The sequence below is a fragment of the Archangium sp. genome, assembly GCF_036388035.1.
Classification (GTDB): domain Bacteria; phylum Myxococcota; class Myxococcia; order Myxococcales; family Myxococcaceae; genus Archangium.
In genome coordinates, this window is record NZ_DASVSO010000520.1 from 1 (window position 1) to 7,021 (window position 7,021).

At 67.5% G+C, this 7,021-nt stretch carries 7 protein-coding genes; 6 read left to right on the forward strand and 1 reads right to left on the reverse strand.

Annotated elements, in window-relative coordinates; translation table 11 throughout:
• Window positions 1-8: 8 nt before the first annotated feature.
• Complete coding sequence (locus VF697_RS20990; protein ID WP_331097678.1) at window positions 9-137, forward strand: SDR family oxidoreductase; 129 nt, start codon at window positions 9-11, stop codon at window positions 135-137.
• A 54-nt stretch (window positions 138-191) separates the two neighbouring features.
• On the opposite strand, the gene VF697_RS20995 is transcribed toward VF697_RS20990, so the two are convergent.
• Entirely contained in the window at window positions 192-575 is a 384-nt protein-coding gene (locus VF697_RS20995) for a DUF952 domain-containing protein (RefSeq protein ID WP_331097666.1), read from the reverse strand.
• Window positions 576-745: 170 nt separating this feature from the next.
• Between VF697_RS20995 and VF697_RS21000 the strand changes: the two genes are divergently transcribed.
• The 5 genes from VF697_RS21000 to VF697_RS21020 all read left to right on the forward strand — a co-directional run bounded on the left by VF697_RS21000 (window position 746) and on the right by VF697_RS21020 (window position 6,844).
• On the forward strand, window positions 746-1,813 hold the full coding sequence (locus VF697_RS21000) for a gluconate 2-dehydrogenase subunit 3 family protein (RefSeq protein ID WP_331097668.1): 1,068 nt from the start codon (window positions 746-748) through the stop codon (window positions 1,811-1,813).
• A 28-nt stretch (window positions 1,814-1,841) separates the two neighbouring features.
• A complete protein-coding gene (locus VF697_RS21005; protein ID WP_331097670.1) occupies window positions 1,842-3,632 on the forward strand; it encodes a GMC family oxidoreductase in 1,791 nt (596 codons plus the stop codon).
• Between the two features lie 3 nt (window positions 3,633-3,635).
• Entirely contained in the window at window positions 3,636-4,778 is a 1,143-nt protein-coding gene (locus VF697_RS21010; protein WP_331097672.1) for a hypothetical protein, read from the forward strand.
• A 46-nt stretch (window positions 4,779-4,824) separates the two neighbouring features.
• Complete coding sequence (locus VF697_RS21015; RefSeq protein ID WP_331097674.1) at window positions 4,825-6,066, forward strand: hypothetical protein; 1,242 nt, start codon at window positions 4,825-4,827, stop codon at window positions 6,064-6,066.
• A 91-nt stretch (window positions 6,067-6,157) separates the two neighbouring features.
• Window positions 6,158-6,844 (forward strand): hypothetical protein, encoded by a 687-nt coding sequence (locus VF697_RS21020; RefSeq protein WP_331097676.1) that lies wholly within the window; start codon window positions 6,158-6,160, stop codon window positions 6,842-6,844.
• Window positions 6,845-7,021: the final 177 nt, after the last annotated feature.

Sequence of the window (7,021 nt, forward strand, 5' to 3'; positions counted from 1 at the left end):
TGGGCGAGGTGGAGGACATCGGCCATGCCGCCCTGTTCTTCGCCAGCCGCGAGGCCGGCTACATCACCGGGCAGACGCTCATCGTGGATGGTGGCCAGGTCCTCCCTGAATCCCCGGATGCGCTGGCGCAGATGTAGGGCCCGAGCCGCCCGGTCCGCCAGGAGCGTGGGCCGGGCGGTGCTCCCTCCCTGTCAGGGGAGCCAGACTGGGAAGGCGTGCGTCCCGTCCGGGTTCAACGGTACCTTCGTGGCGCCACGCACAGCCGCGAGGGGAAGCGGGCCATAGAGGTGAGGAAAGAGGCCGGGGCGGGAGCCGCTGGCAGCCGGTTCCCAGCGCAGCGCGTCTCCGAGCGTGGCGACGTCTACCTCGACCAGGAACAGGTCCAGCTCTCCGGCGCGGTGCTTCGCGGCGCTGGCGCGTACCTGCGCGGCGGTGGAGAAATGCAGGAAGCCGTCACGCGTGTCGTCGGCGCTGCCGCGGTACTCGCCCACTGCTTCGGCCGCCCGCCAATCCTCGCCACGTACCAGGGTGTAGATGGTGGTGACAGATTCGGGCGGGCTGTCCTGGTCTCTCATGCGGGCATGATGCCACTGGGCTTCAGGAATGCACTAAAACAAACGAAAGCATCGTCCCGCGGGCGCAGTGACAAGACCTTCTCAATCAGGAAGGTTGGCGCCGCTGTGAACGGCTGTATGGCTTTCACGCAAGGTGCCCGGCTGGCAGGCCGGCGCACGGAGGGGGGATCATGCCAGCTCACGTTCTCGAGAGTGACGATCAGTACGTCCTCAACCACTGCACACGACATCTCGCCCGGACCAACACGGACGAGCGACATGGCTTCGACAATGGCATCACCGGACCGCGGGCGAGCATCTGCGAGAGCTGGCGCTTCCCCATCATCGACAGCTACTACGACGCCACGCTGGGCGCCGACGCCAGCGCTACCTACAACGAGGTCATCTTCATCTACTACAACCGGGCCGCGCCTCCCCCGCGGAGCGTCTCGGTCGTCGGGACCTTCGCGCCCCTCTACGAGGGAATCGAGCTGCGCCGCGTGGTCGACACGCCCTACTTCACCGTGTCGCTCCGCATCCCCAAGGGCGAGGTGCACACCTATAAGTACGTCGTCGACGGCCAGCTCGTGCTCGATCCCATCAACCCACAAGAGGTGCGGTTGGACAATGGAGAGACCTGGTCACGCTTCTTCACGCACCAGTGCCAGGTGCCACTCACTTTCGAGTCGTGGGAGCAGGAGCTGCTGCGCCGGCTGACGGACCACCTGCTGCCGTTCCGCACCCGCGCCGCGCGCAACTTCATCGAGCGGCACCTCCAGAGCCTGGATGCCGCCTCCCGCGAGTCCCAGCTTCCCAATGCCCACCGGCTCGACCTGTCCGTCGGGGTGGTCAACTTCATCGACAAGCTGCTGGCCCGTGAGGAGCGCCACAACCGCGATGATTACAAGACGTGCCTCGCGCTGCTCTCGGACATCCTCCGCCAGCGCTACCCCCGCCTTCCGCCAGGGCAGGTGCCTCGGGAAGCCATCGTGGGGCTCTATGCCGAGCTGGCCAGCAACGCGCCGGTGGCCGGCTGGGACTACAGCCAGTACGGGGACCCCGCGTACTTCCTGAAGATGCTGCGCCGCCACACGCTCACGGGAGCCTTCTCACACCCCAAGTATGGCGGCAACGTGGGCGCCTCGGGCTGGGCCTTCCTCGAGGACTACGTCCGCGATCCCAATACCGGCCAGACCCTCTTCGACTGGCGCCGCTCCCTCGAGCGGCCCCTGGGAAACAACGTGGAGTACCGCGGCTGATTGCCTCAAGCGGGAGGGGGGAAGACAGATGAGCACGAAGACACAATTCGACGTGGTGGTCATTGGCAGTGGAGCAGGTGGCGCGCCCATCGCCCAGGAGATGGTGCTGGCGGGCAAGTCCGTGCTGGTGCTGGAGAAGGGACCGCTGCTGCGCTACCAGCACGAGCACCCTCGCGGGCTGAGTGATTTCAAGCGCGATGAGCTCTTCGCCACGGGCGCGGAGAAGCGCCTCCAGCTCGAGGTGTCCAACAAGGGCCGCTCCTACTACTCGAGCCACATCGAGCCGGACCTGAATGACGAGCCGCACATCTACCGCACCTCGGACGGCAAGGACGAGGCCACCATCGAGGGCTACACCGCCCAGGCGGTGGGCGGTGGCACCCACCTGTACGGCGGCGTGTCGCTGCGCTACTCGGAGCAGGACTTCCGGCTGCGCAGCTTCAACGAGGGTCGCGCCGCCAGGTTGCGCAACGACCCCAACGGAGACGTGGTGCGCGAGGCTCGCGACTGGCCCATCTCCTACAGGGACCTCGAGCCCTACTACTGCAAGGCCGAGCGCCTGGTGGGCATCAATGGCACCAGTCAGGGCCAGGCCAAGAAGTTCAGCCAGGACCACTATCAGAAGCCCCTGCCCCCCAACCCCATCAGCCGCTACGTGGAGCAGGGCATGGACGCGCTGGGCATGCGCCGCTACCGCACGCCCCTGGCTGTCATCACCGAGGACCACGCCCCCAGTGGCCGCAAGGCGTATGACCCACGCACCGCCTTCGTCAACCGCTATGGGGACCCGCTCGGGCTCAAATCCAGCACCTGGGCCTGTCTGTTGGGGCCCATCGCCCAGAGGCCCAACTTCGAGCTGCGCGCCAACTGCACCGTCATCCAACTGGAGTGCCAGGGCGACCGCGTCGGTCGCGTGCACTACCTCGACCCGGCCGGCGAGCCACGCACCGTGGAGGGCAAGCTGGTGGTCGTCGCCTGCTCGGCCATCGAGTCCGTGCGCCTGCTGATGCTGTCCGCCGAGCAGGACGCGGAGTTCGGCCGGCGCATCCATGATAGCGGGCTGCTGGGCCGCTACTTCCTCACCCACTGCTTCGGGGGCGCGGAGATCCGATTGGCCGAGGCCGAGGCGCGCTTCGACAAGTCCATCTCGCTCGACAGTGATTGGGCCACGGACTTCTGCGCCAACCCCGAGTTCCTCGATGCCAACGGCCTGTGGGCCGGCGGCGCGCTCTACAACAACACCTCGGACCAGGCCCTGCCCCTGTCCCTGGCCCGCACCCACCGCAGCAGCGACCTGGACACCACCTGGGACGGCTTCATCAACGACTTGAACCTCGTGGGCGAGGGCCTGCTGGACTTCGTCCGCAGGGACCTCGGCAAGCGTCTGTCCATGAGCTACATGGCCAATCAGGTGCCCATGCGCGACAACCGCATCGAGCTGCACCCCTCCGTGCGTGACAAGTGGGGCCGCAAGGTGGCCTACATCCTCAAGGGCTGGCACTCGCATGACTTCGCCGTCATGGAGACGCTCGCCGCCCAGTGCCGCGCCGTGTTCGAGCGCTCCGGCGCGAGTGTCGATCAGATCGAGTCCGGCAGCGCCAGTGGCGTCAACCGCATCGCCAATCACATCCTCGGGGGCGCCCGCTTTGGCACCGACCCGAAGGACTCCGTGCTCGACCCCAACTGCCGTGCCTGGCAGTTCGACAACCTCTACGTGACGGATGGCTCCTTCATGCCCACCTCGGGCGGCGCCAACCCCACGCTCACCATCCAGGCCAATGCCTTCCGCGTCGCGGATCACCTGAACACGAGGTCCTGAACCATGGATGCCCGCTTCGACGACATCGCCACGAGCCCGGAGAACAGCATCTTCCGGGTGGTCTTCTTCCCGGATCGCATCTACCACGCGCAGTACCTCAACGCGACGCGCAGCCCCCGCTACCGCTACAACGTCACCGAGGTGCGCAGCACCGTGGACGTCGCCGTCCTCAAGGGAGAGGTGTACCTGGACGGCCGCTTCCTCTCCAACTTCTTGCGCATCGAGTACCGCGGCTCGCGTCTGGTGGAGCTGACGCGCGAGCGCAACCGCTTCATGTGCCGGGAGCTCATCGGTTGGATGAAGCTGCACCCCAAGGACGCGAGCCTCCAAGCCGAGGCCGAGGTGCGGCTGGAGTACTGCCGCTGGACGGATGCCTATCAGGTGGAGCTCTGGCAGACGCTAGAGGTGCCTCCGGGGGCCCGAGCGCACGATCTGGGTGTGTTGGACCAGATGGGACGCCATGGCACCATCACCCGCGTGCGTGCCTTCGACGCCGCCTTGAACGACCTCAAGGGCCTCAAGGCGCTGGAGTTGGCCTTCCGCGAGGGTCCGCGCGAATGGCCGAGCGGCCACGCCATCTCCCGGCCCGAGTGGGACAACAACTACGTGCGCACCCACCAGGAGCCCCGGGTAGACAGGCCGAGCGCTCCCGAGAACACCGTCCAGGACATGAATTACTACGTGGACTTCCAGCGCGGCTGGGTGCTCCAGACCGAGGACATCAAGCCGGTCCGCTACCTCAACGCGATGATGGATGGGGACAACCCGGACCGGAAGGACGACAACCTCATCGACATGCGCTGGGTGCTGCAGCGCGAGCTGGGGGGCTCGCTCGTCTTCTTCCACGAGGTGACGATTCCGCCCGGCAAGGTGGAGGGCACCCACCAGCACATTGGCACCGAGGAGCTGTACTACGTCGTCGAGGGCGAGGGCATCGCCTACCTGGGTGAAGAGGATGACCCGGCGCAGGCCTCGAAGCCCACGGTGAAGCGCAACGTCTTCGGGCTGGGTGAAAAGGCGTGCAAGGAGATCCCGGTGCGCAAGGGCAGCGTCCTCTACACCAAGAGTGGCGGCGTCCACGGCATCCGCAACGCGCACGCCTCGCAGCCGCTCAAGTTCGTCGCCTTCCTCTACCACACGGCCTGACGTAGGCGCGGGCCCGTCTCTCTTTCCCCTTCTGACAAGGACTTCCATGCAAATCATCCACGCGGATGCGGTCGTCAAGGTCGACCCCGGCAAGACTCCCAACTATGACCAGGACAACTCCCTCGTCGCGCTCCTGCGGCAGATGGAGGGCACGCACCTGGCCGTGGAGCGCGAGCACTACCTCCACGAGAGCCTCCAGTACCTCTTCCCCTTCCAATCGCTGACGCTCTATGGCCCCTCCGCACCCAACACGCAGGTGACGGACCCGACGCAGCAGGACGACAAGGCGGATTTCCAGAAGCAGAACGTGAAGGACTTCCAGACCGCGGACACCACCCTGGTGCGGGGCTGGGTCTCGCTCGACGACTGGACCGGCCCCTTCCTGCGCGTGTCCTATCGGGGCGGGCCAGACTCGGTGCTGTCGCGGCTCACGGGACGCCAGCTTGGGGACTCGGTACAGCTCTGGCTCCAGGTGGGAGATGCCCCGGGTCAGCTCCTCAAGGTGCCCTACAACCCCGACAGCCACCGCTACGAGGTGGAGCTGTGGGGCTACTCCCAGCCGGACCTGCGGCAGAAGCTCGGGCCCAAGGGGCGGGCCGCGTTCGACCGGGGCGAGCTGCTCCCGCGCAACGAGATGGTGCACGGCCAACCGGAGGACTTCTCGCGCGAGCGGCTGGAGGGCCAGCGCGTGCACGAGGTGTCCGTGGACAGCTCCATGCACCCGGTGCTGCCCCTGCGCCTGCAGCTCGCCTGGTCCGACGCGAGCGGCAAGGTGTGGGACTCCCAGGGTGGAACCAACTACCACTACGCCTTCAACATGGTGGTGCGCGGCTGGGACAACCACCTCGCGGTGGGGATGAGCGAGAATCCCCACGGGGGCATCGGGCAACTCGAGTACCGCACCCTGCTCTCCAACTACGGCGCCTTCCGTGGCGAGCTCGGCCGCACACTCGAGCCGTGGAACCTGGATGCTTCTGGCCGCAAGCGCGAGGGCACGCGCCGCGAGGACTTCCTCGCCGTGGACTACATGGACCTGCACATCCTCCAGGGAAAGTCGGGCATCGGCCTGCACCGCCACCGCGACAACTCCGAGGCCTTCCTGATGATGGAGGGCCGCGGCTACATGGCCATCGGGGATTGGTGCAAGCTGCCGGATCGGGAGCGCTGCATCGAAGTGCGCCTGCTGCGTGCCGGCCACCTCGCCCTCCTCAAGGGCGGCCAGCTCCATGGGCTGATGAACCCCACCGACGAGGATCTGCAGCTCTTCATGTTCGGCGGCTACGACTGAGGGGGGACGGCACTGGACGCGCGCCGCCCGGCCCTCCAGGCCCGCATTTCCGCCGCCTGCTCTCCGCCTCCCACGGGTATGGTGGCCCTCCATGAAGCCGTGGAAGGTGATCGATCGAGCGCCCGCTCCGGGCGGAGGCGAGTTGGTGCTGCACCAGCGGGGCGAGGAGTTCGCCATCCGGGCCAACGGCCGCGAGCTCATGTCCAGCCGCCAGCATGGCTCCGAGGAGAAGATGGCCGAGGTGGCATGCACCCAGCTCACCGGGAAGCGGCCTCGCGTGCTCATCGGTGGCCTGGGCTTGGGCTACACCGTCCGGGCCGCGTTGGAGCGGCTCCCCCCGGAGGCCCAGGTGGTGGTCTCGGAGCTGGTGCCAGCGGTCGTCGCGTGGAACCAGGGCGTGCTCGCGCCCCTGGCCGGACGGCCCCTGGAGGACTCGCGCGTGATGGTGGAGGCCCGGGACGTGGGAGTCCTGCTCCGCGAGGCGGAGGGCGAGTACGACGCGGTGCTGCTGGACGTGGACAACGGCCCCGAGGCACTCACCCAGGAGGCGAACCGCTGGCTCTACGGCGAGCGCGGGCTCACCGCCATCCAGCGTGCGCTGAAGTCTCGCGGAGTGCTGGTGGTGTGGTCCGCCTCGTCGGACCCAGCCTTCGCCAACCGGTTGAAGCGGGCGGGCTTCGACACCGAGGTGGTGGAGACACCCGCCCGAGGCAAGGGCGGAGGCCCGATGCACACCCTGTTCATCGGGCGCGTCCGGGCGTCATCCGCCCCGCGGTGAGGCTACTGGCCCCGCCCTGAGTCCCGAGGCTTGCGCCCCATCCACGGGCGGGCCTGCTCCAACTGTGCCGCGAGCCGGAACAGCGTGGCCTCGTCTCCGAAGCGCGCGGCGAACTGCACCCCGATGGGCAGCCCGGCGGCGTTCCAGTAGAGCGGCACCGACATCGCCGGCTGCCCC

Excerpts from the sequence above, each read along its gene's own strand:
- VF697_RS20995 (WP_331097666.1), bottom strand. The coding sequence starts at position 575 with ATGAGAGACCAGGACAGCCCGCCCGAATCTGTCACCACCATCTACACC.
- VF697_RS21000 (WP_331097668.1), top strand. The coding sequence starts at position 746 with ATGCCAGCTCACGTTCTCGAGAGTGACGATCAGTACGTCCTCAACCAC.
- VF697_RS21005 (WP_331097670.1), top strand. The coding sequence starts at position 1,842 with ATGAGCACGAAGACACAATTCGACGTGGTGGTCATTGGCAGTGGAGCA.
- VF697_RS21010 (WP_331097672.1), top strand. The coding sequence starts at position 3,636 with ATGGATGCCCGCTTCGACGACATCGCCACGAGCCCGGAGAACAGCATC.
- VF697_RS21015 (WP_331097674.1), top strand. The coding sequence starts at position 4,825 with ATGCAAATCATCCACGCGGATGCGGTCGTCAAGGTCGACCCCGGCAAG.
- VF697_RS21020 (WP_331097676.1), top strand. The coding sequence starts at position 6,158 with ATGAAGCCGTGGAAGGTGATCGATCGAGCGCCCGCTCCGGGCGGAGGC.